This is a genomic window from Ruegeria sp. SAZD011 (assembly GCF_059612545.1).
This window is the reverse complement of sequence record NZ_JBXWQU010000022.1, coordinates 251,886-275,595: the sequence shown is the minus strand read 5'-3', so window position 1 is coordinate 275,595 and position 23,710 is coordinate 251,886. Positions and strand designations below refer to the sequence as shown.

Sequence of the window (23,710 nt, the reverse complement as noted above, 5' to 3'; positions counted from 1 at the left end):
TATCCTACCCGCTGGGAACAGCATAGCGTGTAAGCGCTTGCATCGTCAAATGTAAGCGCTTACATTGCTAGGGCGAATCGTGTTTTTACCCATCCGGAGGACCCGATGCTTTTGATCTCGGCCGCACTCTTTGCCCTGTTTGCCCTGAATGTGGGCCTTGGCTCTGTCGGGGTCGGGCCGATGCTGGGGGATGTTGGTGAAATGCTGGTTCTGTTCGCCGCTGCAATCGCCTTTGTGGTGGCCATTCTGCAACGGGAAGCCGCAGCGAAGAGCAAGACAAACCAGCGGCCCTGATCTGTCCAAATGGGAGGAAATACATGAAAGACGACCGGACCGGACTTGCGTCCGCGACACGCCGCAACTTTCTGAAACTGGCCGGCAGCGGCAGCTTTACCGCCGCTTTGGTGGCCGGCGCGGCGGGGACCCTGTGGTCGACCGAGGCCGCAGCGCAGACCGCCAAGGAAGAGAAGGAACGTGAAGCCGCCGCATCGCATGTGATGACGGTGGCGACGGCCTATGTACTGGGCGCGTCGCGCAGCTATCCGATCATGCAGCTGGACCTCAAGGAGAACATCCAGAACGCCACCAACGGCAAGGTCTATGTGAAACTGGCGCCGGGCGGCCAACTGGGTGCCGGTGGCGCGCTGGTGCAAAAGGTGCAGGGCGGCACCATCCAGGCTGCGCAGCACTCGCTGTCGAATTTCGCCCCCTTCGCCAGCGCCGTCGACCTGATCAACATGCCGTATTTCTGCGGTTCGAACCAGCGGTTCACCAACCTCGTGTCGTCGGATGCCTGGAAGTCCGAGGTGCATCCCAAGGTCGAGGCCGCAGGCTTCAAGGCGCTGTTCTATATCGTGATCGACCCGCGCGTCGTTGCCGTGCGCAAGGGTGGCAACGCGGTGATCACGCCGGGCGATCTGGCAGGGGTCAAGTTCCGCGTGCCGGGCTCGAAGATGCTGCAACAGTATTACCGCATGGTCGGCGCCAACCCGACGCCGGTGGCCTGGGGCGAGACGCCCTCGGCGATCAAGCAGGGCGTGGCCGATGCGCTCGACCCGTCGGTCGGCGCGCTTTATGTCTTTGGCTTCAAGGACATCCTCAGCCATGTGACCTTTACCCAGGCGGTGCCCGACAGCCAGGTGTTCTCGATGAACCTGGAATGGTTCAACGGGCTTCCGGCAGACGTGCAGGAAGGCATCATGTTCGCGGGCGAGGTCACCTCGCAGCAGAACCTGGCCAAGGTGCCCGCCGCGCGTGCCTATGCGATGTCGGAACTGACCAAATCCGGGGTCGAGTTCCATTCGCTGTCCGCCGATCAACTGGCCGAATGGCAGGCGACCGGCGGCTATCAGCGCTCGGAATGGGACAGCTTCAAGACCGAACTGGCCGGGTCGATGGATGCCTTTGCCCGCCTCGAAGAGGCCGCCGGCACCATGGGCCGCTACTACGTGCACGACGCCTGATCGGCACCGGCCGGCGCCCGGGATGGCGCCGGCCCTTTCCTTACCCGTATGACGCCATCAACCGGGCCTCCGGCAACGGATGCCCCTCGCCCGGAGGGAGGGACGCGTGAGCCTTATCCTGAATGCCCTGAACCGGAATGCCGAGCGCTGGGCGCTCCTGGTGTTCTACGTGATGCTTGTCGTCACCATGGCCATCGAGGTGCTGCGGCGCGAGATCTTCGCCTATTCCTCGATCTGGGGAGAGGAGATCGTGCGCTATTCCTTCATCTACCTCGCCTGGATCGGCGCCGCCTCGGCGGTGAAGGAACGGGGCCATATCCGCATCGACGTGCTCATGCATTACCTGGGCCGCCGGGCCAAGGCGCTGCTCTATATCTTTGGCGATCTGGTGATGTTCGTGGTGGCGGTCATCGCGCTTTACTGGTCGTTCGAGACGGTGCTGGTCTCGGCCAAGTTCGGTTCGGTCAGTCACGGCCTGCGCATCTCGATGGTGTGGTTCCTGATGGCGGTGCCGGTCGGGTTTTCGCTGATGATCCTGCGACTGGTGCAATCCTTCCTGCGCGATTTGCGCAGCCTTCGTGACGGCACGCCCGTCTACGAGGGCGACAAACTGTTCGATTGAGGGGACGGTCATGCTTTGGAACACCCTCAATCAGACGGTCGAACTGGGCTGGGATTTCTACCTGCCTGTAATCATGTTCGTGGGTCTCATCGCGTTGGCGGTGCCGGTCTGGGCCGCCATCGGGGCGGCGGCGATCACCATGCTGATCATGTCGGGGGACATGCCGCTGAGCGCGGTGGGCGAGAGCCTGTTCACCGGCATCGACGCCTTTGCGCTGACGGCGGTGCCGCTGTTCATCCTGACCGGTGACGTGCTGGTGCGCACGGGGCTTTCGCGCAAGTTCCTGGACGTGGCCGAGGCGCTCACGCAATTCGCCAAGGGCGGGTTCGGCTCGGCCACGGTGCTGGTCTGCGGCATGTTCGCGGCCATCTCCGGCTCGGACGCGGCGGGGGCCGCCGCCGTGGGCCGGATGACCATCGACCGGCTGGTCGAGTCGGGCTATCCCCGACCCTATGCCTGTGCGCTGGTGGCGGCGGGGGCCTGTACCGGCATCCTGATCCCGCCTTCGATCGCCTATATCATCATCGGTCTGGTGCTGGGTATCTCGGCCTCGACCCTGTTTCTGGCCGCGCTCATTCCGGGCCTGTGCATCCTGATCTCGATCCTGGTCACCAATGTGGTGATGAACCGTATCAACGGCTGGGAGGGCGGCGGCAATATCTCGGCCGCCGAATACCTGGGCAATCTGGGCCGGGCGCTGAAATCGGGCTGGTATGCCTTCATCGTGCCGGGGATCATCTTTTACGGCATCTTCTCGGGCCGGCTGACGCCGACCGAGGCGGGCGCCACCGCTGTTGTCGTCACCATCCTGATGGGCTTCATCCTGCGCACCCTGTCGCTGTCCGACTTCCCGGCGATGCTGGTCAGCTCGGCCAAGGTGAACGGCGTGATCCTGCCGATCATCGCCTTTTCCGCCCCCCTGGCCGAGGCGCTGGCGATCATGGGCGTGCCGCAGGGATTTGTCGCCGCCGTCACCGGCATGACCGACGAACCCTGGCTGTTGATCCTGCTGATGATCGGCATCCTGATCGCGGCGGGCTGCGTCATGGAGACGACGCCCAATATCGTGATCCTTGCCCCGATCCTGAAGCCGCTGGCCGACAATATCGGCATGAACGAGATCCAGTTCTGCATCATGATGATCACCGCGCTGGGTGTGGGCTTCATCACGCCGCCGCTGGGGCTGAACCTGTTCGTGGTCTCCGGCATCACCGGCGAGTCGATCCTCAAGATCGCCGCCCGCGCCGTTCCCTTCGTCTTGTTCATGCTGCTGGTGGTGCTGCTCATCGCCTATCTGCCCGCCATTTCCACCACCCTCTTGCCCGATATCTACAAATAGGACGCCCCCGGTATGACCATCGAATACCTCAAGAAAGCTTCGCTTACCTCGAAATCCGATGCCTCGGATGTGCAAGAGACGGTGCGCGCGATCCTCGCCGATATCGAGGCGGGCGGGGATCAGGTCGCGCTGGACTATGCCGCCAAGTTCGACCGCTACGAGGGCAGCATCATCCTGTCGCCCGAAGAGATCGAGGCCGCCTGCGCGCGGGTGCCGGAAAAGCTCAAGGCCGATATCCGCTTTGCCCATGACAATGTGCGCCGCTTTGCCGAGACGCAGAAGGCGACATTGACCGATGTCGAGCTTGAGGTGGTGCCGGGCGTGATCACCGGGCAAAAGGCGATCCCGGTGGATGCGGCGGGCTGCTATGTGCCGGGCGGGCGCTATAGCCATATCGCCAGCGCCATCATGACCGTGACCACGGCCAAGGTGGCGGGGTGCAAACATATCATGGCCTGCTCGCCGCCGCGTCCCGGTGTCGGCGTGGCGCCTGCCATCGTCTATGCCGCCCATATCTGTGGCGCCGACACGATCATGGCAATCGGCGGTGTGCAGGGGGTGGCGGCCATGGCCTTTGGCCTGTTCGGTCTGCCCAAGGCGAAAATCCTGGTCGGTCCCGGCAACCAGTTCGTGGCCGAGGCCAAGCGCATGCTGTTCGGGCGTGTCGGCATCGACATGATCGCGGGCCCCACCGACAGCCTGATCCTGGCCGACAAGGCCGCCGATCCGCATATCGTGACCACCGATCTGGTGAGCCAGGCCGAGCATGGCTATAACTCGCCCGTCTGGCTGGTGACCGATGATCGCGCGCTGGCGGAAAAGGTGATCGAGATGATCCCGGCCTATATCGCCGACCTGCCCGAGGTGAACCGCGACAATGCCGCCGCCGCGTGGCGCGATTATGCCGAGGTGATCCTGTGCGCCGACCGCGAGGAGATGGCTGCCACCTCGGACCGTTACGCGCCCGAGCACCTGACGGTGATGGCCGACGACCTGGATTGGTGGCTCGACCGGCTCAGCTGTTATGGGTCGCTGTTCCTGGGCGAAGAAAGCACCGTCAGCTATGGCGACAAGGCGGCGGGCACCAACCACGTGCTGCCGACAAGCGGCGCCGCCAGCTATACCGGGGGCCTCAGCGTGCACAAATACATGAAGATCGTGACCTGGCAGCGTGGCACCCGCGAGGGCTACAAGCCCGTGGCCGAGGCCACCGCCCGCATCGCCCGGCTTGAGGGGATGGAGGGCCATGCCCGCGCCGCCGATGTGCGGCTGGCCAAGTATTTCCCCGACGAGACCTTTGACCTGACCGCCAATGGCTGACTCTGGCTATCTCTTCTCGGTGCGGGGCCGGGTGGCCTGTGTCACCGGCGCCAGTTCCGGCCTTGGCCGGCGCGCGGCGACGGTGCTGGCGCAGGCTGGCGCACGGGTGGTGGGCGTGGCCCGGCGCGCCGAAGCGCTGGCCGAATGGCAGGCCGAGGCGGGGGGCGAAACCCATGCCATTCCCTATGACCTGTCGGACCGCGACGGGTTGGAGGGGCTGGCGCGGCAGGTCGCAGCGCCCTTTGGCCCGCCCGACATTCTGATTCACGCCGCCGGCATCAACACCCGCCAGCCCGCCGATGAGGTCACGCCCGAAGGCTGGGACATCACCCTGACCCTGAACCTGTCGGTGCCGTTCTTCCTCAGCCAGTATCTGGTCCCGGGGATGAAGGCGCGCGGCTGGGGTCGCATCGTCAATTTCGCCTCGCTCCAGACAACCCGCGCCTTTCCCGGCGGCATCGCCTATGGCGCGTCCAAGGGCGGTGTGGCCCAGATGACCCGCGCGATGGCCGAGGCCTGGTCTCCGCACGGAATTACCGCCAACGCGCTGGGGCCGGGTTTTTTCCGGACCGAGCTGACGGCGCCAGTCTTTGCCGATCCTGCGCGCGCGGCGCGCAACGCGGAGCAGACCTGTCTCGGCCGCAATGGTGAGCCCGAGGATCTGGACGGGCCGTTGTTGTTCCTTTGCTCCGAGGCGTCGGCCTATGTCACCGGTCAGGTGCTGATGGTGGATGGAGGATATACCGCGAAATGAAGGCGCTGGTTTACACGGGCCCCGAAACGCTCGCGCTGCGCGAGATGCCCGACCCGGTCGCGGGGCCGGGCGAACAGCTGATCCGCATCGCGCAGGTGGGTATCTGCGGCTCGGACATGCATGCCTATCTGGGCCACGATGCGCGCCGCCCGGCGCCGCTGATCCTGGGTCACGAGGTGGCCGGTGTGATCGTGGGTGGGCCGCGCGACGGCGAGCGGGTCACCGTGAACCCTCTGGTCACTTGCGGCGACTGCCCGGCCTGCCGCACGGGACGCGACAACCTGTGCCCGACGCGCCAGATCATCTCGATGCCCCCGCGCGAGGGCGGCTTTGCCGAATATGTGGCGATGCCCGAGGGCAACCTGGTCACCGTCCCTGACCCCGTCCCGCTGGCCAAGGCGGCACTGGCCGAGCCCATCGCCTGCGGCTGGCACACGGTGCGCCTGTCCCTGGCCGCGCTATCCGGTGCCCGCGACACGGCGCTGGTACTGGGTGGCGGGGCGATCGGGCTAGGCGCTGCACTGTGTCTGGCGGCGCAGGGCGTGCCGCAAGTCACCATGGTCGAGCCGAACCCCGCCCGCCGCGCCTATCTGAGCGACCGCTGCGGCCAGCATGCGGTCGACGCTGCGCCAGAGGGGTCGCAATTCGATCTGGTGATCGACGGGGTGGGTTATGCCGCCACCCGTGCCGCTGCCTCGGCTCATGTGCGCCCCGGCGGTGTGATCGGCCATATCGGCCTGGGCGAGGATACCGGTGGCCTCGATATCCGGCGGATGACCCTGCAAGAGATCACCTTTATCGGGACCTATACCTATACCGCCGAGGATTTCCGCCAGACCGCGCAGGCAATCTTTGACGGCCGCCTCGGCCCGCTTGACTGGACCGAGGCGCGCCCGCTCGAACAGGGTGCCGAGGCCTTTGCCGATATCCGCGCGGGCCGGGTGGCGGCACCCAAGGTCCTGTTGGTTCCCGAAACCGCCCCGGAAAGGAGTTAGGCCATGTATCACCGCATCCTTGTTGCCCTGTCGCTGGAACACGGGATCAGCGAGCGGGCGCTCGAAACCGCCCGCGCCCTGGCCGCCGAGGACGCCACCATCCGCGCCGTCCACGTGATCGAGCCGCCCAACCCGGCGGTCCGCGCCTATCTGGACGCCGATCTGGTGGCCAAGGCCCGCGCCGATGCCGAGGCGCGGTTACGCGCCCGCGTGGCCGATGCGCCGGGGGTCGAACCGGTGTTGCTGAGCGGTCATTCCAGCCGCGCGCTGACCGAATATGCCACCGATATGGGCATCGACCTGATCATCGTCGGCTCGCACCGGCCCGGCCTCAGCGACTATTTCCTGGGTACCACCGCCGCCCGTGTTGTCCGCCACGCACCTTGCACGGTGATGGTGCTGCGCTAGGTTACGGCCCCCTCCGACGCCCATAGAGTGAACCCAGATCATGCTGCGCCAGACCGGCATTCATTCCAGCGAGGACGCCCGCAGGCTGGCGCGCAGGCGCCTGCCCTGGATGGTGTTCGACTATATCGACGGCTCGGCCGGCGAAGAGCATGGCGCGATGCTGGCGCGCCGGGCCATTCAGGATATTCGCCTGACGCCCCGGGTGCTGCGCAATGTCAGCCGGCGAGAGCTGCGGGTGCAGCTCTTCGACAAGCTGGCGGTGCGCCCCTTTGGCATCAGCCCGATGGGCATGTGCAACCTGTCCACCCCCGGCGCCGATCTGATGCTGGCGCGGCTGGCCGCAAGGGACCGGGTGCCGCATGGCGTCTCGACCGTGGCCTCGACCGACATGGAAACCCTGCTCAAGGTCTCGGGCGGCATGGCCTGGTTCCAGCTTTATTTCAGCGGCGATGGCAGCGGCACGATGAAACTGGTCGAGCGCGCCCGCGCGGCCGGGTACGGCACGCTGGTGCTCACCGTCGATGTGCCCGAGGTGGGCCGCCGCCCGCGCGAATTACGGCACGGGTTCAAGATGCCGTTCCGCATCGGCCCCCGGCAATTCGTCGATTTCGCGCTGCATCCGCGCTGGTCCCTGTCCACGCTGATCCGGGGGCGGCCGCAGATGGCCAATTTCGACGGGCGGGATTATGTTTTCGACCGTACCGAGAGCCGTGCCGCTGCCGATTGGACGACATTCGAGCGCCTGCGCGCCGCCTGGCCCGGAAAGCTGGTGGTCAAAGGCGTGCTGCACCCCGATGATGCGCTGCGCCTCAAGGCGCTGGGCGCCGATGCGATCCAGGTCTCCAGCCACGGTTGCAGGCAGCTTGACGCCGCACCCCCCGCGATCGAGGCGCTGGCCGTGATCCGACAAGCGGTCGGCCCCACCTATCCGCTGTTCTATGACAGTGGCATCCGCAGCGGCGAGGATGTGGTCAAGGCCTACGCGATGGGGGCCGATTTCGTGTTCCTCGGCCGCCCGCTTCTGTATGCCATGGCGGCGGGGGGCGAGGCGGGACTGCACCAGCTGTGGGACGTGCTGGCGCAGGAGGTCAGCCTGACACTGGCGCAGCTGGGCCTGACCGACATGGCCGCGCTGCGCGAACGTGCCCTACCAGATAACGGGGATCAGGCTGTGCAGGCCGCCATCAGCCGATAGACGATCTGCGCTGCGGTGAAATCCCAGGCAGCATTGCCGTCGGGCGCCAGTTCCACCACGTCAAGGCCGACGCACTTGCGGCCCTTGAGCGCGTGTTCGACCAGGTGCAGCGCCTGGTAGTAGCCGAGGCCGCCGGGCACCGGCGTGCCGGTCGCGGGCATCTGGCTTGGGTCCAGCCCGTCGACATCAAAGCTGACATAGACCAGCTCGGGGAAATCTTCGGGCAGGTCGACGGCGTGGATATTGGTGGTGACCAGCTCCTCGGCATCCTTGTAGAACACGCCGTGTTTGGCGCGCTCGTCCATTTCCTGCTGGCAGAGGGCGCGGACGCCGAATTGCGCCAGCCGAATACCCTCCTCGGCGAGCAGGTGCATGACCGAGGCATGGCTGTGTTTCTCGCCCTGATAGGCGATGCGCAGGTCGGCATGGGCGTCGATCTGTACCAGTCCCAGCGGTTGCCCCAGGGCGCGCGCCACGCCCATCACCGCGCCGAAGCTGAGCGAATGTTCACCTCCCAGCGTCACCGGCACCCGGCCTGCGCGGATGGCGGCTTCGGTCCGTTGGGCGAGGCGTTCCATCACCTCGGGCAGCGGGCCGTCGCAGTCGAGCGGCGGTTCGGTGAAGATGCCCTGCGCACAGGGCTCGGCGCCGTTGGTGATGCGTTCAAGCTCGTTTGACGCTTCGATGATCGCACCGGGCCCCCCCGCCGTGCCCGCGCCGTAAGAAACGGTGCGTTCCAGCGGAACGGGGATGATCCGGAAACGGGCGTCCTCGGTCCGTTCGGCGGCTGAAAGTTCGCTGTCGAGGAAGATGCTCATGAGAGACGGTCCTTGAAATCGGAATAGTCGAATTGGCGGATTATGCGCAGCGCGTCGGTCTCGCTGTTCCACAGCGCGATCGTGGGCAGGGGCACGCCGTTGAACGTGTTGGTCTTGACCATCGAATAATGCGCCTGGTCGAGAAAGGCGAAGCGCTGGCCGATGGTCAGGGGCCGGTCCCAAGTGTAATCGCCGATCACGTCACCGGCGAGGCAGGAGGGGCCGCCCAGGCGATAGGTATGGCCGCTCTCGGCCTCGTCCATCAGGGCGGGGCGATAGGGCGCCTCGATCACGTCCGGCATATGGCAGGTGGCCGAGATATCGGTGATGGCCAGTGCCATGCCATTGGAGGGCAGGTCAAGGATTTCACCCACGAGGATACCCGCATCCAGCGCCACCGCCTCGCCGGGTTCGAGATAGACGTCGAGGCCGTGTTTCTCGCGGATCCCCTGGATGAAGCGCACCAGCGCGTCGCGGTCGTAATCGGCGCGGGTGATGTGATGGCCGCCGCCGAAATTGAGCCATTTGAGGCCGGGCAGATAGGGGGCGAGTTTTGGCTCCACCGCCGCCCAGGTGCGTGCGAGCGGGTCGAACCCCTGTTCGCAGAGCGTGTGCATGTGCAGCCCGTCGACGCCTGCCAAGGCTTCGGGCGTCAGCAAACTGACCGGGGTGCCGAGCCGCGAACAGGGCGCGCAGGGGTCGTATTTGGCGATCTCGCCCTCGGAATGTTCGGGGTTGATCCTGAGGCCCACCTGAACGCCCGCCGCCTGGGCGCGGGTCAGGAAACGATCCTTTTGCGCCGGGCTGTTGAAGATGATGTGATCGCTGAGCGACAGGATCTCGTCGATATCCTGTTCCTTGTACCCGGCGCAGAAGGTGGCGACCTCGCCGCCATATTCCTCGCGCCCCAGCCGCGCCTCGTAGATACCGCTGGCGCAGGTGCCGCCGAGATACTGGCGCACCATCGGGGCGAGGGCGAACATCGAAAACGCCTTGAGCGCAGAAAGAACATGCGCGCCGGAGCGGTCGGAGATATCCTTGAGGATCGCCAGATTGCGCTCGATGGCGACCTCGTCGACCACGAAACAGGGGGTAGGCACGCGGGAGAGGTCGAAGTGGCGGAAGGCGCCAGCGTCTCCTGCCTGGGTCTGCATCACATCTGCCATTTCCGGCGCCTCCGCTGGAGGAGAGGCCGGGGGGCGCTGCCCCCCGGACCCCCCGAGGTATTTTCAAACAGAAGAAAGGGCGCGGGCGCCCGTTGCCCACAAGGTCAGAAAGAGACCGGACCGTCGAGTTCATGGACCTGCCACGGCAGGCCGTGATTGTTCAACATGTCCATGAAGTCATCGGGGTCGAGCTGTTCCATGTTCCACACGCCCGGTTCCACCCAGTTGCCCTTGAGCACCTGCGCCGCGCCGATCATGGCGGGGACACCGGTGGTGTAGCTGACCGCTTGGCTGCCAACCTCGGCAAAGCATTTCTCGTGGTCGCAGATGTTGTAGATGTAATAGGTCTTCTCGCCCGATCCGTCCTTGGCCAGACCCGTGGCGATATCGCCGATGCAGGCCTTGCCCTTGGTTTCCTCGGCCAGCGTGCCGGGATCGGGCAACAGGGTTTTGAGGAACTGGATCGGGATGATTTCCTTGCCGTCATGCATGACCGGGTCGATGCGGGTCATGCCGACGTTTTCCAGCACCTTGGCGTGCATGATATAGGCATCGCCGAATGTCATCCAGAAGCGGGCGCGCTCGATCTCGGGAAAGTGGGTCGAGAGGCTCTCCAGTTCCTCGTGATACATCAGGTACATGTTCTTGGGCCCGATGCCGGGGAAGTCGAACTCGACCTTGTGGGTCATCGCGGGCGTGACCTGCCAGGCGCCGTTTTCCCAGTGCCGCGCCTCGGCCAGAACCTCGCGCAGGTTGATCTCGGGGTTGAAATTGGTGGCGAATGCCTGCTCGTTCGAGCCGCCATTGGCATCCAGCACGTCGATCTGGCGGATGGTGGCAAGCTTGTGCTTTTTCAGCCAGGTGGCAAAGACCGAGGTCACGCCCGGATCGAAGCCCGAGCCGAGGATGGCTGTCAGGCCAGCGGCCTTGAACTTGTCCTGATAGGCCCATTGCCAGTGATATTCGAACTTGGCCACATCCTCGGGCTCATAGTTGGCGGTGTCCAGGTAGTGGCACCCGGCCTCGAGGCAGGCATCCATCAGCTTGAGGTCCTGATAGGGCAGGGCGAGGTTCACGAGGATCTCGGCGCCTGTCTCCTTGATGAGCGCGACGGTGGCGGCCACGTCCATCGCATTGAGCGCCGCCGTCTTGATCGTCACGCCGGTGCGGTCCTTGACCGAGGCGGCGATGGCGTCGCATTTCGCCTTGGTTCGGCTGGCCAGAGTGATCTCGGTAAAGATGTCGGAATTCATGGCCATCTTGTGAACGGCGGCGTGGCTGACGCCACCTGCGCCGACAACGAGTGTTTTGCCCATGGGAAGGTCTCCTCTGGCTGGTGGGTTATTCGTAATAGGTATAGCCGTTGATGCTGTCGCGGTAGGCGCCGATGATCAGCTTGCGCTCGTTTGCCTTGAGGCAGCCGTTCGAAATGGCGCCGTCGACCAGCTTGCGAAAGGCGGCGACGCAATCGGCCGGGTCGTATTCGACGTAAGAGAGCACCTCGGAGATGGTGTCGCCCTCCTGCTCGTGCAGCAGGTCGAACCCGCCATCGGCGCGCAGGTCGATGGTGACCACGTTGGTGTCGCCAAAGAGGTTGTGCAGATCGCCCAGCGTTTCCTGATAGGCGCCGACGAAGAAAACGCCGAGGTAATAGTCCTGATCCTCGGGTAGGGAGTGCACAGGCAAGGACGGCGACACGCCATCGGCAAGGATGAAGCGGTCGACCTTGCCGTCGCTGTCGCAGGTGATGTCGGACAGGACCGCGCGGCGGTCGGGCGCCTCATTCAGCATCTGCAAGGGCACGATCGGGTGCAGCTGGTCGATGGCCCAGACATCGGGCAGCGACTGGAACAGGGAAAAGTTGCAGTGATAGATATCGGCGATCTTTTCCATCTGGGCGTCCAGATCGGTCTCGGCCTCGACCTCGGCCACCATGGTCTTGATCCGCGCCATCAGCGACAGATAGATCCGTTCGGCCCGGGCCATCTGGCGCAGATCGACATAACCACGGCGAAACAGCGCCCGCAATTCGTTGCGATAAAAGGTGGCGTCGTTCCAGCATTCCTGAAGCCGCGCGGGCGTCAGGTACCCGTTCACCGCCGCCAGGTCGGTGACCAGATGGTGATCGTCGGGCTCGGTGCCCGGCGCGGTGGGCGCGTCGTACAGCGTGCTTTCGAGCACGTTGAACACCAGCAGCGACGAGGTTGCCACCACCGCGCGGCCGCTTTCGGTGACGATGGTGGGATGCGCGATGCCGGCCTCGTCCATCGCATAGGCCACTGTTTCCACCACATTGGCGCAATATTCCTCGACCGTGTAGTTGATCGAGTTCTCGGTGGCGCGCTTCTCGCCGGTGTAATCGACGCCCATGCCGCCGCCCAGATCCAGATGGCTGAGCGGCACGCCCTCGGCGCTGAGTTCGGTGAAATAGCGGCAGGCCTCGCCCACGGCGCGGCGCACGTCGTTGACGTCGGGCACCTGGCTGCCCAGATGCGAGTGTTGCAGTTTCAGGCAATGGATCAGCCCGGCATCGCGCAGCTTGTCGACCACGCGCACCAACTGGTCGGTATTCATGCCGAACGAGGAGCGGTCGCCGGAGCTTTCCTCCCATTTGCCGCTGATCTGGTTGGTGAGCTTCACGCGGACGCCCAGAAGCGGCTCGATCCCCAACTCGTTATAGACCTCGATAACGGTATCGGCCTCTTTCGGGCTTTCCAGCACGATCACGGTGTTGAAGCCCAGTTTGCGGCTGAGGATGGCCAGCCGGATGAACTCGGCATCCTTGACCCCGTTGCAGACGATCAGCGCGTCCGAGGCCAGCTTGTGCGCCAGCGCGATCACCAGTTCGGGTTTCGAACCGGCCTCAAGCCCGTAACTGTAGCGATGGCCAAACTCGACGATACGGTCGATCACCTGCGCCTGCTGATTGACCTTGATCGGGAACACGCCGCGATAGGCGCCCTTGTAGCCCGAGCGCCTGATGGCATCGGCAAAGCTGTCGTTGATATGGGCGATCTCGTTTTCCAGATAGGAACTGATCCGCAGGATCATCGGCGCGCGGATGCCGCGCTGTTCCAGATCGTGCAGGATGCCGGGCAGGCTGACCGCATTGGCCTCGGGGCGGAGCGGGTTTTTCAGCCCGATCTCACCCTCTTCTGTCACCACAATCAGGCCCTTGCCCCATTTGTCCACGCCATAGATGGAATGCGGTGCGTCAAGAGGATGTTTCAATCGGGTCGGCCTTTCCTGCGGCTGGGGCTCCGGTGTCGGTCGCCCTTTAAAGGCGGGGTTCGATTCGTCCAAGGCCAAACTTGCGGTGATCGCCAAGAGGCGTGCGAAATGGACTTCGGGTCGTTCGCGACCTGTTTTCCTGGTGGTTTTCAGGTCAGCATAACCAAGGATCGCAACAACTTGAAACCGTTTGTGGCGATTTGCCGGGAATCGGATGCGGATGGCGCGTGATGTTACCCGTTGCGCTGTTCCATATGCTCGGCCAGCGAGTCGCGGGCGCCATGGATATGCTCGGCCGTCAGGGCGGCGGCGCGTTCGGCCTCTCCCCTGGCGCAGGCGTCGAGAATTGCGAGGTGTTCGCGGCGGGCGCGCTCCATCCCGTCGCTCAGCACCAGTTGCGCGCGCAGATAGCGGTCGATCCGGTCCATCGCGTTTTCGATGACCCCCAGATGATAGGGCAGGGCCGAGGCGCGGTAGAGCGTTTCGTGAAACTCGCGGTTCAGGTCGCCATAGTGCATCGGGTCGCTGGCGGCGGCAAAGCGTTCCAGACAGGCGCGGGCGGTGTCCAGCACCTCGGGCGTCATGTTGGGTACGGCCCGGCGCATCACCTCGGCCTCGACCAGCGCGCGGAAATCGAAGATCTCGGTCGCCTCGGTCATCGACAGACCCGCCACCACGGCGCCCTTGTAGCGTTCGGTTTTCACCAACCCTTGCTGCTCCAGCATGGTCAGCGCCTCGCGCACCGGGATGCGGCTGGTGTTGAAGCTGCGGGCGATCTCGTCTTGGCGTAGCGGTTCACCATCGGCCAGGTCGCCCTCGACAATCGCGCGGCGCAGGGCAGCAAAGATGATACTGGCCGCCGAGGCCGAGCGCCCGATGTCAACGGTTTGAAATTTCGCCATTTTCCACGCTGTCAGCTACCGCTTTTCCCGCAGGCTAACGCAACACGGCGGGGATGTAAAAATTTTATATTGAATATTGGATCCAATATCCGATACCAAGAGAATATCACGACTCAGGGCGGGTCCGGTGATCCGCGACGAAAGGACATTCCATGACCCAGACCGTTTTCTCCGGCACCATGCCGGCGCTGATGACCCCCTGCACCCCCGACCGCCGCCCCGATTTCGACGCGCTGGTGCGCAAGGGGCGCGAGATGATTGCCGCGGGCATGTCGGCGGTGGTCTATTGCGGCTCGATGGGGGACTGGCCGCTGTTGACCGATGCCGAGCGGATGGAGGGCGTCGCGCGCCTGACTGCCGCAGGGGTGCCGGTGATCGTTGGCACCGGCGCGGTCAACACCGCCTCGGCCGTTGCCCATGCCCGCCACGCGGCCGAAGTCGGCGCGCGCGGTCTGATGGTGATCCCGCGCGTGTTGTCGCGCGGCAGTTCGATGGCGGCGCAGCGCGCCCATTTCGCGGCGATCCTGTCGGCGGCGCCCGACTTGCCGGCAGTGATCTACAACAGCCCCTGTTATGGCTTCGCCACCCGCGCCGATCTGTTCTTTGACCTGCGCCGGGCGCACCCAAACCTGATCGGGTTCAAGGAGTTCGGCGGCAAGGTCGACTTGCGCTATGCCGCCGAGGCGATCACCTCGCACGACGATGGCGTGACGCTGATGGTCGGGGTCGACACCGCCGTCTATCATGGCTTCGTCAATTGTGGGGCCGAAGGGGCGATCACCGGCATCGGCAACGCGCTGCCGCGCGAGGTGCTGCATCTGGTGGCGCTCTGCCAGCGGGCGGCGGCGGGCGATCCGGTGGCGCGGCAGCGCGCGCAGGAGCTGGAAGAAGCGCTGGGGGTATTGTCGTCCTTTGACGAGGGGCCGGACCTGGTTCTTTACTACAAGCACCTGATGGTGCTGAACGGTGAGCCGGAATACAGCCTGCATTTCAACGAGTCTGATGCACTGAGCGACAGCCAGCGCGGCTATGTCGAGCGGCAATACGCCCTGTTCCGCGCTTGGTATGCCGACTGGTCGCGGCAGCTGGATCTGGCGGCCTGAGGCGGTGGGGATGGAGTATCGCAATCTCATCGGCGGCGACTGGGTCGCCTGCGGCACAGGCCGCGCCAATGTGAATCCTTCGGATGTGACCGACATCATCGGTCACGCAGCTCAGGCCGGGGAAGGGGAGTTGGACGCTGCCATCGCCGCCGCCCATGCCGCGGCGCCGATCTGGGCCGCATCGACCCCGCAACAGCGGTTCGATGCGCTCGATTTCACTGGCGCCGAGCTGTTGGCGCGCAAGGAGGAACTGGGGCGGCTCTTGTCGCGGGAAGAGGGCAAGACGCTGGCCGAGGGGATCGGCGAGGTGGCGCGGGCCGGGCAGATCTTCAAGTTCTTTGCCGGTGAGGCGCTGCGCCAGACCGGCGACCGGCTGGCCTCGGTCCGGCCCGGTGTCGAGGTCGAGGTCACCCGCGCGCCGGTGGGCGTGGTGGGCCTGATCACCCCCTGGAACTTTCCCATCGCCATCCCGGCCTGGAAAATCGCCCCGGCTCTGGCGCATGGCAATGCGGTGGTGCTGAAACCCGCCGACCTGGTGCCGGGTTGCGCCCATGCGCTGGTCGAGATCCTGTCGCGTTCCGGTCTACCCGCAGGCGTGGTGAACCTTGCAATGGGGCGCGGGTCCGAGTTGGGCCCGCGTCTGGTTTCGGATGCGCGGGTGAACGCGATTTCCTTTACCGGGTCGGTGCCCACCGGGCGTGGTATCGCGGCGGCCTGTGGGGCGGCGATGAAGAAGGTGCAGCTGGAGATGGGCGGCAAGAACCCGATGGTGGTTCTGGACGATGCCGATCTGGACCTGGCGGTGGCGGCCTGTCTCAATGGCGCGTTCTTCTCGACCGGCCAGCGCTGTACCGCCTCGTCCCGGTTGATCGTGACCGAGGGCGTGCATGACCGTTTCGTGGCGGCGCTGGCGGCGGCGATGCGCGGTCTTCGGGTGGGCGATGCGCTGGACCCGGCAACCCAGATGGGGCCGGTGGTGGATGCGCGGCAGCTGGAGCAGAACCTGGGCTATGTCGAGATCGCGCGAAGTGAAGGCGGCATTGTCACCGGCGGCGAGCGGTTGGCGCTGGACAAGGACGGGTTCTACATGGCCCCGGCGCTGGTGACCGAGACCACGCCCGACATGCGCATCAACCGCGAAGAGGTGTTTGGCCCCGTCGCCTCGGTTCTCCGCGTGCGGGATTATGACGAGGCTTTGGCGGTGGCAAATGCCACCGAATTCGGCCTGTCGGCGGGGATCTGCACCACCTCGCTGAAACATGCGAGCCATTTCAAGGCCAATGCGCGCGCGGGCATGGTGATGGTCAACCTGCCCACGGCTGGGGTGGACTATCATGTGCCCTTTGGCGGCACCAAGGGGTCGAGCCACGGGGCGCGCGAACAGGGGAGCTATGCCGCCGAGTTCTACACCACCGTCAAGACCGCCTATACGCTGCCATGACGCGCGGTGCCGAGGTCATCGTCATCGGCGCGGGCGTGGTCGGCATCACCTGCGCGCTGGCCCTGCAAGGGGCCGGCCACTCAGTCACGGTGCTGGACCGCAAGGGGGTGGCAGCCGAGGCATCGGCGGGCAATGCCGGGGCTTTTGCCTTTGCCGATGTGATCCCGCTGGCGACGCCGGGCATCATGCGCAAGGCGCCGAAATGGCTCCTCGATCCTTTGGGGCCGCTGTCGGTGCCGCCCGGTTATGCCGCACGGATCGCGCCCTGGATGCTGCGGTTCTGGCGGGCCAGTTGGCGTGACCGCTACGCCAGTGCGCTGTCGGCGCAGGCGGCGCTGATGCGGCTGAGCGCCGAGGCGCTGGACACGCTGATTGCCGAGACTGGCGCGCGGGCGCTGGTCCGCGACGAGGGGCAGTTGCAGCTCTACGAAGGGCCGCGCGCCTATGAGGCAAGCCTGCCTGGCTGGGAGACTCGCGCCGCCCATGGCGTCGCCTTCCGCCTGCTCGACCGGCCCGAGGCGATTGCCGAGATCCAGCCGGGCCTGTCGCCACGCTTTACCCATGCCGGGTTCACCCCCGGCTGGCGCAATGTGACCGATCCGGCGCTGTGGGTCGCGCATCTGGCGGATGTGTTCCGGGCGCGGGGCGGTCGGATCGAGATCGCCGAGGTCCGCGCGTTGCGCCAAGAGGGCGAGACGGTGGTGCTCGACTGTGCCGATGGTGCCCGCCGGGCGGACCGGGCGGTGATCTGCGCCGGGGCATGGTCGCATCACCTGGCGCGGAGGCTGGGCGACCGTATCCCGCTGGAGACCGAGCGCGGCTATAACACCACCCTGCCTGCGGGGGCTTTCGATCTGCGCACGCATCTGACCTTTCCCGATCACGGTTTTGTCGTCTCACGCATCGGGCAGGGGGTGCGTGTCGGCGGCGCGGTCGAGCTGGGCGGGTTGAAACGCCCACCCAACTGGCGCCGGGCCGGGGTGCTGCTGGACAAGGCGCGCGGGTTCCTGCCCGGTCTGCGGGTGGAGGGCGGGACACAGTGGATGGGGTTCCGCCCGTCGCTGCCCGACAGCCTGCCGGTGATCGGCCCGGCCCCGTGCGCGGATCGCGTCACCTATGCCTTTGGTCACGGCCATCTGGGCCTGACCCAATCGGCGGGCACGGCGGCGCTGGTCGCCGCGCTTGTCACCGGGGCCGTGCCCCGGATCGACCTTTCCCCCTATGCTGCAACCCGTTTCTGAGGCATCATGACCCAGTTCACCTTTTCCTGTATCGACGGCCACACCTGCGGTAACCCGGTGCGCGTGGTCACCGGCGGCGCGCCGCGCCTGGAGGGCGCCACCATGCTGGAGCGTCGGGCGCATTTCCAGGCCGAGTTCGACTGGATCCGCACCGGCCTGATGTTCGAGCCGCGCGGCCACGACCAGATGTCGGGCAGCATCCTCTATCCCCCGACGCGCGAGGATTGCGATGTGGGGGTTCTCTATATCGAGACCTCGGGCTGTTTGCCGATGTGCGGGCATGGCACCATCGGCACGGTGACAACCGCCATCGAACACGGGCTGGTCACGCCCCGTGTGCCAGGCGTGCTGCGGCTCGACACGCCTGCCGGGCTGGTGGTGGCGGAATACCGGCAAGAGGGGCGGTTTGTCGAAGAGGTACGGCTGACCAATGTGCCCGCCTATCTGCATGCCTCGGGTCTGAGCGCCTCTGTCGAGGGGCTGGGCGAGGTCACGGTGGATGTGGCCTATGGCGGCAATTTCTATGCCATTGTCGAGCCGCAAGAGGTGTTCCGCGATATTGCCGATCACCGGGCGCTGGACCTCGTGGGGTGGAGCCCGCGCCTGCGCGCGGCGCTGAACGAGAAGTACACGTTCATCCACCCCGAGAAACCCGAGATCCGGGGGCTGTCGCATATCCTGTGGACCGGGCAACCGACCCAGCCCGGCGCCGATGCGCGCAACGCGGTGTTCTATGGTGACAAGGCGATTGACAGGTCGCCCTGTGGCACCGGAACCTCGGCCCGGATGGCGCAACTGGCGGCGCGGGGTGCCTTGCGTACCGGCGACGATTTCGTGCACGAGTCCATCATCGGCTCGCTGTTTCATGGCCGGGTCGAGGCCGTGGCAGAGGTGGGCGGCAGGCCGGGTATCATCCCCTCGATTGGCGGCTGGGCGCGGGTCACCGGCTTCAACACCATCTTCATTGACGCGCGCGACCCCTATGCCCATGGTTTCGTCGTGGCCTGAACAGGGAGGCGGGATGGCACACTGCATCGTGGCGGCCGAGGCGTCGGGGCCGGTTCTGGTCTTTGACGAGGGGCTGAGTTTCTGGGGCGGGGTCGATCCCGAGACGGGCCGGGTGATCGACGCACATCACCCGCAACACGGCGTCGCATTGGCCGGGGCGGTGGTGATGATGCCGACCAGCCGGGGGTCATGCTCGGGCAGTGGCGTGCTGCTGGCGCTGGCGCTGAACGGCCACGCCCCGGCGGCTCTCGTGTTCCGCGAGGGAGAGGATATCCTGACCCTTGGCGCGCTGGTCGCGGCCTGGATGTACGACCGGCCGGTCGCGGTGCTGCGCCTGTCGGCGGCGGAATACGATGCGCTGGCGAAGGAGCCTTTGGCCGAGGTGACGCCTGACCGGCTGACGGCCGGGGCGCTGACGCTCACGCTGGAACCGCTGTCGGGCGAGGTGCTGGACCTGAGTGCTGCGGACCGCGCCATGCTCTCCGAGGCGGCCGCACCACCGGTGCGGCTGGCGATGCGGATCATCTGCGCCATGGCGGCGGCGCAGGGAGCGGACCGGCTGACCGATGTCAGCCGCGCCCATATCGACGGCTGCATCTATCACAGCGAGGCCAATCTGCGCTTTGCCGAGGATATGGCCGCGATGGGCGGGCGGGTCTGTATTCCCACCACGATGAACGCGATCTCGGTCGATCATGCCAACTGGCGCGCGCAGGGGGTGCTGCCTGCGTTCGGCGGGCCGGCCAGCCGGCTGGCCGATGCCTATCTGCGGATGGGTGCGCGGCCCAGTTTCACCTGTGCGCCCTATCTGCTGGAGGACATACCGCAGGCGGGCGAGGCCATCGCCTGGGCCGAGTCGAACGCGGTTGTCTATGCCAACAGCGTGCTGGCCGCGCGCAGCGTGAAACATCCCGATTACCTCGACCTGTGCATGGCGCTGACCGGGCGCGCGCCGCTGGCCGGTGTCTATCTGGATGCCAATCGCAAGGCGCAGGTGGAAATCCGGGTGGAGCGGCCCGAGGGGGCAGACGATGCGTTCTGGCCGCTCCTGGGCTATCTGACCGGGCGGCTGGCGCCGGACCGTATCCCGCTCTTGACCGGGCTGGAGGACAGCGCGCCGTCCGAGGATGACCTCAAGGCGCTCTGCGCTGCTTTCGGCACCACTTCGGCGGCGGCGATGCTGCATGTGGCGGGGGTGACGCCTGAGGCTGATGGTGCCCTGACCGAAGGCGCGGCGCATATGGCAATCGAACCGGGCGACTTCGCCCGCGCTTGGGCGCAGTTCAACCCCGGGCCGGAACGGGTGGAACTGGTCGCCATCGGCAGCCCGCATGCCTCGGCCAATGAATGCAGGATTCTGGCGGATCTGCTGGACGGGCGCCGGATCGCCGCAGGAACCGCCGCCATTGTCACGATCGGCCGGGGCGAGCGCGACAAGCTGGCGGGCGACGGGGTGCTGGCGCGCCTGCAAGCCTCGGGCGTGCAGGTGATCCCGGACCTCTGCTGGTGTTCGGTGACCGAACCGGTACTGCCACCGGCCACGCGCACCATCATGACCAATTCGGGCAAATACGCCCATTACGGGCCGGGCCTGTCGGGCCGCGCCATGCGGTTCGGCAGCCTTGCACAGTGCGCCGAGGCGGCCGTGAGCGGGCATGCGCCGGGGCGTCCCGGCTGGATTAGCTGAGAAGGCAGAAAAATGCGCAGCAGCAAGACCATCCATGTGATCTCCGCCCATGCCGAGGGCGAGGTGGGCGATGTCATCGTTGGCGGTGTCGCGCCGCCGCCGGGCGAGACCCTGTGGGAGCAGCGCAACTGGATCGCGCGCGACGGGCGGTTGAGGAATTTCATGCTGAACGAGCCGCGTGGTGGCGTGTTCCGGCATGTCAACCTGCTGGTGCCGCCCAAGGACCCGCGTGCCGATGCCGCCTTCATCATCATGGAGCCCGAGGACACGCCGCCGATGTCGGGATCGAATTCGATTTGCGTGTCAACCGTGCTGCTCGACAGCGGCTTGGTGGAAATGGTCGAGCCGGTGACCGAACTGGTGCTCGAAGCGCCGGGCGGGCTGGTGCATGTGCGGGCCGAATGCCGAAACGGCAAGGCCGAGCGCATATTCGTGCGCAACCTGCCCTCCTTTGCGGCGCAGCTCGACGTTGCGCTGGATGTGCCGGGGGTGGGGCGGGTGACGGTCGATACCGCCTTTGGCGGTGACAGTTTCGTTGTGGTGCGACCGCAGGATGTGGGGGTCGAGATCGCCCGAGACCGGGCGCGTGATCTGGCCGAGATGGGGATTGCCATCACCAATGCGGCCAATGCGCAGCTGGGCTTTCACCACCCGGAAAACCCTGAGTGGCGGCATATCTCCTTTTGCCTCTTTGCAGGCGAGATCGAACGGCGGGACGGGGTCTTGCGCGCCGCCTCTGCCGTGGCGATCCAGCCCGGCAAGATCGACCGTTCGCCGACCGGCACCGCCGTGTCGGCGCGTATGGCGATCCTGCATGCGCGGGGCGAGATGGCCGAGGGGGAACAGTTTGTCGCGACCTCGATCATCGGATCCGAATTCTCCGGTCGCATTGCCGGGCTGACAAGCGTCGGCGACCGCCCGGCAATCCTTCCCGAGATTTCGGGGCGGGGCTGGATCACTGGCATTCACCAGCACATGCTGGACCCCGACGACCCATGGCCCGAGGGATACCGCCTGCGCGACACTTGGGGAGTCTGACGCGTGATTTCATTTTGTTTTCGTAAATAAATTATAAAATACAAAGAGATACATGAAACTAAAAATTTAGTTTGACAACTTGCGCGCCCATGTGAAAGCTAAATGACAGTCAGGTGCCGCAGAGCATTTCTGGCATTGCAGACAACAGGGAGGAAAAGATGCGCAGGTATCTTTTGTCCGCAGCCGCGGTATGCGCCGTGGTCGCGGGACAGGCAGCCTATGCCGACGAGGCCGCTGCCAAGAAATGGATTGACGAAGAGTTCCAGCCCTCGGTCCTGTCCAAGGACGAGCAAATGGCCGAGATGCAATGGTTCATCAAGGCGGCCGAACCTTATGCGGGTATGGAAATCAACGTGCTGTCCGAGGGCATTCCCACGCACAGCTACGAATCCGAAGTGCTGACCAAGGCCTTCGAGGAAATCACCGGCATCAAGGTGAATCACCAGATCCTGGGCGAGGGCGAGGTTGTTCAGGCCGTGCAGACCCAGATGCAGACCAAGCGGAACCTGTATGACGCCTATGTCAACGATTCCGACCTGATCGGCACCCATTCGCGCCTGCAACTGGCCTATAACCTGACCGACATGATGGCGGGCGATTTCAAGGACGTGACCAACCCCGGTCTCGACCTGGACGATTTCATGGGGACCCAGTTCACCACCGGTCCCGATGGTGACCTGTACCAGTTGCCCGACCAGCAATTCGCCAACCTCTACTGGTTCCGCAAGGACTGGTTCGACCGTGAGGATCTGAAGGCGGCGTTCAAGGCCAAATACGGCTATGATCTGGGCGTGCCGGTCAACTGGTCGGCCTACGAGGACATTGCCGAGTTCTTCAGCGAGGACGTCAAGGAAATCGACGGCACCGCGATCTATGGCCACATGGATTACGGCAAGCGCGCGCCGGACCTCGGCTGGCGGATGACCGACGCCTGGCTGTCGATGGCCGGTGCCGGGTCCAAGGGCGAACCCAACGGTATCCCGATCGACGAATGGGGCATCCGCATGGAAGCGGGCTCGTGCAACCCGGCGGGCGCCAGCGTGACCCGTGGCGGCGCGGCAAACGGTCCGGCGGCGGTCTATGCGATCCGCAAATGGGACGAATGGCTGCGCAAATACGCGCCTCCGGGTGCGGCGTCTTATGACTTCTACCAGTCGCTGCCGGCGCTGGCCCAAGGCAACGTGGCCCAGCAGATCTTCTGGTACACCGCCTTTACCGCCGACATGGTCAAGCCGCAGTCCGAAGGCAACAACACCGTGGATGGCGACGGCAACCCGCTGTGGCGGATGGCGCCCAGCCCGCACGGCCCCTATTGGGAAGACGGCCAGAAGGTCGGCTATCAGGACGTGGGATCGTGGACCATCCTCAACTCCACCCCGCTGGATCGTGCGCAGGCGGCCTGGCTCTATGCCCAGTTCGTGGTCTCCAAGACCGTCGACGTGAAGAAAAGCCATGTTGGCCTGACCTTCATCCGCGACAGCTCGGTCAATCACGAGAGCTTCTCGGAACGCGCGCCGAAACTGGGTGGTCTGGTGGAATTCTACCGCTCGCCCGACCGGGTGCGCTGGTCGCCCACCGGCATCAACGTCCCGGATTATCCCAAGCTGGCCCAGATCTGGTGGCAGCAGATCGGTGACGTGAACTCGGGTGCCTTTACCCCGCAAGAGGCGATGGACCGTCTGGCGTTCGAAATGGACACCGTGATGGCCCGGATGCAGGCAGCGGACGAGGCGGCGAATGTCTATGGCGGCTGCGGCCCGCGCCTGAACGAAGAGAAGGACGCGGAATGGTGGTTCGCCAATGGTGGCGCCAAGCCCAAGCTGGACAACGAAAAGCCGCAGGGCGAGACCGTCAACTATGACGAGCTGGTCGCGCGCTGGGCCAAGAACTGATCTGGCTTCCTGATGGGCGGGGCGTGTGTGGCCCGCCCACCCTCAGCCCCGGGGAACCTTCCGGTCTCCGGGGCCTCTCTGACCAAA

21 protein-coding genes are annotated in these 23,710 nt (G+C 65.4%); 16 read left to right on the top strand and 5 right to left on the bottom strand.

Annotation, left to right across the window (positions count from 1 at the left end):
- Positions 1-105 precede the first annotated feature (105 nt).
- From AC2FLM_RS10030 to AC2FLM_RS09990, 9 genes are all read left to right on the top strand, one after another.
- On the top strand, positions 106-294 hold the full coding sequence (locus AC2FLM_RS10030) for a hypothetical protein (RefSeq protein ID WP_234137429.1): 189 nt from the start codon (positions 106-108) through the stop codon (positions 292-294).
- Between the two features lie 23 nt (positions 295-317).
- Positions 318-1,463, top strand: a complete 1,146-nt coding sequence (locus AC2FLM_RS10025) for a TRAP transporter substrate-binding protein (protein ID WP_496857630.1) — start codon at positions 318-320, stop codon at positions 1,461-1,463.
- Positions 1,464-1,542: 79 nt separating this feature from the next.
- Positions 1,543-2,085 carry a TRAP transporter small permease gene (locus tag AC2FLM_RS10020; protein WP_234137431.1) on the top strand — a complete coding sequence of 181 codons (543 nt, stop codon included), beginning with the start codon at positions 1,543-1,545 and terminating at the stop codon, positions 2,083-2,085.
- A 10-nt stretch (positions 2,086-2,095) separates the two neighbouring features.
- Complete coding sequence (locus AC2FLM_RS10015) at positions 2,096-3,424, top strand: TRAP transporter large permease (protein ID WP_234221659.1); 1,329 nt, start codon at positions 2,096-2,098, stop codon at positions 3,422-3,424.
- Between the two features lie 12 nt (positions 3,425-3,436).
- Complete coding sequence (hisD, locus tag AC2FLM_RS10010) at positions 3,437-4,744, top strand: histidinol dehydrogenase (protein WP_496857627.1); 1,308 nt, start codon at positions 3,437-3,439, stop codon at positions 4,742-4,744.
- Positions 4,737-5,498 carry an SDR family NAD(P)-dependent oxidoreductase gene (locus AC2FLM_RS10005; RefSeq protein WP_496857625.1) on the top strand — a complete coding sequence of 254 codons (762 nt, stop codon included), beginning with the start codon at positions 4,737-4,739 and terminating at the stop codon, positions 5,496-5,498. Before hisD ends, AC2FLM_RS10005 begins: the two co-directional genes overlap by 8 nt.
- Entirely contained in the window at positions 5,495-6,493 is a 999-nt protein-coding gene (locus tag AC2FLM_RS10000) for a zinc-dependent alcohol dehydrogenase (RefSeq protein ID WP_496857623.1), read from the top strand. The genes AC2FLM_RS10005 and AC2FLM_RS10000 overlap by 4 nt, the downstream gene beginning before the upstream one ends.
- A 3-nt stretch (positions 6,494-6,496) precedes the next feature.
- The gene (locus tag AC2FLM_RS09995; RefSeq protein ID WP_234142826.1) at positions 6,497-6,901 is read left to right on the top strand and encodes a universal stress protein; all 405 of its coding nucleotides are present in this window, start codon (positions 6,497-6,499) and stop codon (positions 6,899-6,901) included.
- A 40-nt stretch (positions 6,902-6,941) separates the two neighbouring features.
- Positions 6,942-8,096 carry an alpha-hydroxy acid oxidase gene (locus AC2FLM_RS09990; protein ID WP_496857620.1) on the top strand — a complete coding sequence of 385 codons (1,155 nt, stop codon included), beginning with the start codon at positions 6,942-6,944 and terminating at the stop codon, positions 8,094-8,096.
- Here the strand turns inward: AC2FLM_RS09990 and speB are convergent.
- From speB to AC2FLM_RS09965, 5 genes are all read right to left on the bottom strand, one after another.
- Positions 8,066-8,914, bottom strand: coding sequence for an agmatinase (gene speB / locus AC2FLM_RS09985; protein WP_496857618.1), 849 nt, complete (start codon positions 8,912-8,914; stop codon positions 8,066-8,068). The two genes, AC2FLM_RS09990 and speB, sit on opposite strands and share 31 nt — an antisense overlap.
- A complete protein-coding gene (nspC, locus tag AC2FLM_RS09980; RefSeq protein WP_496857616.1) occupies positions 8,911-10,080 on the bottom strand; it encodes a carboxynorspermidine decarboxylase in 1,170 nt (389 codons plus the stop codon). The genes speB and nspC overlap by 4 nt, the downstream gene beginning before the upstream one ends.
- A gap of 104 nt (positions 10,081-10,184) precedes the next feature.
- Positions 10,185-11,396, bottom strand: a complete 1,212-nt coding sequence (locus AC2FLM_RS09975; RefSeq protein ID WP_496857614.1) for a saccharopine dehydrogenase family protein — start codon at positions 11,394-11,396, stop codon at positions 10,185-10,187.
- A 25-nt stretch (positions 11,397-11,421) separates the two neighbouring features.
- Positions 11,422-13,311, bottom strand: a complete 1,890-nt coding sequence (gene speA / locus AC2FLM_RS09970; protein WP_234176477.1) for a biosynthetic arginine decarboxylase — start codon at positions 13,309-13,311, stop codon at positions 11,422-11,424.
- A 233-nt stretch (positions 13,312-13,544) separates the two neighbouring features.
- A complete protein-coding gene (locus AC2FLM_RS09965; protein ID WP_496857612.1) occupies positions 13,545-14,213 on the bottom strand; it encodes a GntR family transcriptional regulator in 669 nt (222 codons plus the stop codon).
- 152 nt (positions 14,214-14,365) lie between these two features.
- Between AC2FLM_RS09965 and AC2FLM_RS09960 the strand changes: the two genes are divergently transcribed.
- The 7 genes from AC2FLM_RS09960 (at position 14,366) to AC2FLM_RS09930 (ending at position 23,623) form a co-directional block, all read left to right on the top strand.
- Positions 14,366-15,316, top strand: coding sequence for a dihydrodipicolinate synthase family protein (locus AC2FLM_RS09960; RefSeq protein ID WP_496857610.1), 951 nt, complete (start codon positions 14,366-14,368; stop codon positions 15,314-15,316).
- A gap of 10 nt (positions 15,317-15,326) precedes the next feature.
- Positions 15,327-16,757 (top strand): aldehyde dehydrogenase family protein, encoded by a 1,431-nt coding sequence (locus AC2FLM_RS09955; protein WP_496857608.1) that lies wholly within the window; start codon positions 15,327-15,329, stop codon positions 16,755-16,757.
- Complete coding sequence (locus AC2FLM_RS09950; RefSeq protein WP_496857606.1) at positions 16,754-17,998, top strand: NAD(P)/FAD-dependent oxidoreductase; 1,245 nt, start codon at positions 16,754-16,756, stop codon at positions 17,996-17,998. The genes AC2FLM_RS09955 and AC2FLM_RS09950 overlap by 4 nt, the downstream gene beginning before the upstream one ends.
- 6 nt (positions 17,999-18,004) lie before the next feature.
- Entirely contained in the window at positions 18,005-19,006 is a 1,002-nt protein-coding gene (locus AC2FLM_RS09945) for a 4-hydroxyproline epimerase (protein ID WP_496857604.1), read from the top strand.
- A gap of 13 nt (positions 19,007-19,019) precedes the next feature.
- A complete protein-coding gene (gene lhpI / locus AC2FLM_RS09940; RefSeq protein WP_496857602.1) occupies positions 19,020-20,693 on the top strand; it encodes a cis-3-hydroxy-L-proline dehydratase in 1,674 nt (557 codons plus the stop codon).
- 12 nt (positions 20,694-20,705) lie between these two features.
- Positions 20,706-21,731: a trans-3-hydroxy-L-proline dehydratase gene (locus AC2FLM_RS09935; protein ID WP_234137449.1), complete on the top strand. Its 1,026-nt coding sequence runs from the start codon at positions 20,706-20,708 to the stop codon at positions 21,729-21,731.
- 158 nt (positions 21,732-21,889) lie between these two features.
- Positions 21,890-23,623 carry an ABC transporter substrate-binding protein gene (locus AC2FLM_RS09930; RefSeq protein WP_496857599.1) on the top strand — a complete coding sequence of 578 codons (1,734 nt, stop codon included), beginning with the start codon at positions 21,890-21,892 and terminating at the stop codon, positions 23,621-23,623.
- Positions 23,624-23,710 lie beyond the last annotated feature (87 nt).

What these genes read in the sequence shown, in the direction of transcription:
- AC2FLM_RS09975 (WP_496857614.1), bottom strand. Translation starts at nt 11,396, where the DNA reads ATGGGCAAAACACTCGTTGTCGGCGCAGGTGGCGTCAGCCACGCCGCC.
- AC2FLM_RS09960 (WP_496857610.1), top strand. Translation starts at nt 14,366, where the DNA reads ATGACCCAGACCGTTTTCTCCGGCACCATGCCGGCGCTGATGACCCCC.
- AC2FLM_RS10015 (WP_234221659.1), top strand. Translation starts at nt 2,096, where the DNA reads ATGCTTTGGAACACCCTCAATCAGACGGTCGAACTGGGCTGGGATTTC.
- lhpI (WP_496857602.1), top strand. Translation starts at nt 19,020, where the DNA reads ATGGCACACTGCATCGTGGCGGCCGAGGCGTCGGGGCCGGTTCTGGTC.
- AC2FLM_RS09955 (WP_496857608.1), top strand. Translation starts at nt 15,327, where the DNA reads ATGGAGTATCGCAATCTCATCGGCGGCGACTGGGTCGCCTGCGGCACA.
- AC2FLM_RS10020 (WP_234137431.1), top strand. Translation starts at nt 1,543, where the DNA reads ATGCCCCTCGCCCGGAGGGAGGGACGCGTGAGCCTTATCCTGAATGCC.
- AC2FLM_RS09990 (WP_496857620.1), top strand. Translation starts at nt 6,942, where the DNA reads ATGCTGCGCCAGACCGGCATTCATTCCAGCGAGGACGCCCGCAGGCTG.
- AC2FLM_RS10025 (WP_496857630.1), top strand. Translation starts at nt 318, where the DNA reads ATGAAAGACGACCGGACCGGACTTGCGTCCGCGACACGCCGCAACTTT.
- AC2FLM_RS09995 (WP_234142826.1), top strand. Translation starts at nt 6,497, where the DNA reads ATGTATCACCGCATCCTTGTTGCCCTGTCGCTGGAACACGGGATCAGC.
- AC2FLM_RS09930 (WP_496857599.1), top strand. Translation starts at nt 21,890, where the DNA reads ATGCGCAGGTATCTTTTGTCCGCAGCCGCGGTATGCGCCGTGGTCGCG.
- AC2FLM_RS09945 (WP_496857604.1), top strand. Translation starts at nt 18,005, where the DNA reads ATGACCCAGTTCACCTTTTCCTGTATCGACGGCCACACCTGCGGTAAC.
- AC2FLM_RS10000 (WP_496857623.1), top strand. Translation starts at nt 5,495, where the DNA reads ATGAAGGCGCTGGTTTACACGGGCCCCGAAACGCTCGCGCTGCGCGAG.
- AC2FLM_RS10005 (WP_496857625.1), top strand. Translation starts at nt 4,737, where the DNA reads ATGGCTGACTCTGGCTATCTCTTCTCGGTGCGGGGCCGGGTGGCCTGT.
- speB (WP_496857618.1), bottom strand. Translation starts at nt 8,914, where the DNA reads ATGAGCATCTTCCTCGACAGCGAACTTTCAGCCGCCGAACGGACCGAG.
- nspC (WP_496857616.1), bottom strand. Translation starts at nt 10,080, where the DNA reads ATGGCAGATGTGATGCAGACCCAGGCAGGAGACGCTGGCGCCTTCCGC.
- hisD (WP_496857627.1), top strand. Translation starts at nt 3,437, where the DNA reads ATGACCATCGAATACCTCAAGAAAGCTTCGCTTACCTCGAAATCCGAT.
- AC2FLM_RS10030 (WP_234137429.1), top strand. Translation starts at nt 106, where the DNA reads ATGCTTTTGATCTCGGCCGCACTCTTTGCCCTGTTTGCCCTGAATGTG.
- AC2FLM_RS09935 (WP_234137449.1), top strand. Translation starts at nt 20,706, where the DNA reads ATGCGCAGCAGCAAGACCATCCATGTGATCTCCGCCCATGCCGAGGGC.
- AC2FLM_RS09950 (WP_496857606.1), top strand. Translation starts at nt 16,754, where the DNA reads ATGACGCGCGGTGCCGAGGTCATCGTCATCGGCGCGGGCGTGGTCGGC.
- AC2FLM_RS09965 (WP_496857612.1), bottom strand. Translation starts at nt 14,213, where the DNA reads ATGGCGAAATTTCAAACCGTTGACATCGGGCGCTCGGCCTCGGCGGCC.